This window comes from Actinomycetota bacterium, from assembly GCA_005774595.1.
In the GTDB taxonomy this organism is placed as follows: Bacteria; Actinomycetota; Coriobacteriia; order Anaerosomatales; family D1FN1-002; genus D1FN1-002.
This window is the reverse complement of record VAUM01000479.1, coordinates 1-1,144: the sequence shown is the minus strand read 5'-3', so window position 1 is coordinate 1,144 and position 1,144 is coordinate 1. Positions and strand designations below refer to the sequence as shown.

Annotated in this window: 1 protein-coding gene; it reads left to right on the top strand. The window is 74.7% G+C overall.

The annotated features are described in order from the left end of the window. Positions 1-196: 196 nt before the first annotated feature. Positions 197-1,144: DNA polymerase III subunit delta' (holB, locus tag FDZ70_11125; GenBank protein ID TLM65446.1), on the top strand; the 948-nt coding region annotated here is incomplete at its 3' end.

Here is a 1,144-nt window from a genome sequence, read left to right as displayed (position 1 = left end):
GGCCACCGGCGGCGGCGCGGACCGCCTCGAGCGCGAGGACCTCGAGTTCCACCGCCGCGTGCGCGCCGGTTTCCTCACCATCGCGGCCATGGAGCCGGGGCGCGTGCGTGTGGTCGACGCCTCCGGGACCGTCGACGAGGTCGCCGCGCGCGTGGCGGCCGCCCTCGACGCAGCCGACGGGGCGGCGGGCTGACCGGTGGCCCGCGGCACCGTCTGGGACGACCTCGTCGGCCGCCGTCAGGTGACCGACCGCCTCGCGGAGGCGGTGCGCGCAGGCACCACCTCGCACGCCTACCTGTTCGTCGGCCCGCCCGGCGCGGGCAAGAAGACGGCGGCGAAGGCGCTCGCGTGCGCGCTGCTCTGCGACGACGGCGGTTGCGGCACCTGTGCGGCGTGCTACCGCGTCAAGCGCGGCTTCCACCCCGACGTGCACGCGTACCGGCCCGAGGGCGCCGCGGGCTACCTGGTCTCGCAGGTGCGCGAGATCGCCCACGACGTGTCGCTCCGGCCCGTCGAGGGGGCGCGCAAGGTCTACATCATCGACGCCGCGGACGCGTTCAACGACGCCGCAGCCAACGCCTTCCTCAAGACGCTCGAGGAGCCGCCGCCGGGTACCACGATCGTGTTGCTCGCGCACGCATACGACGCGGTCATGCCCACGCTGGTCTCGCGCTGCCAGGTCGTGAGGTTCGGGCGCATCGCGCCGTCGGTCGCCGCCGCTCTCCTGCAGCAGCGCTCCGGAGCCACCGAGGACGACGCGCTCGCGGCGCTCGCCGCGGCGGGCGGCGTGGTGTCGCGGGCCGCCGACTTCGTCCGCTCACCGGCGAGGCGGGAGGCGCGCGACCTGGTCGTGCGGACGCTCAAGGACCTGCGCGACATGGACGGCGCCGACGTGCTCGCCGCGGCGCGCGCGATGCTCGCCGCCGTCAAGGCGCCCCTCGAGGATCTGAAGGAGGCGCATGCCTCGGAGATCGAGGAGCACCGCGAGTTCGTCGGCGGATCGGCGAAGCGCATCGAGGAGCGTCACAAGCGTGAGCTCACCGCCCGCGAGCGGGAGGGCGTGGGCGAGGTGCTCAGTGTCACCGAGAGCTGGCTGCGCGACGTGCTCGCGCTGCGCGAGGGCGCATCCGAGCTCGTGGTGAAC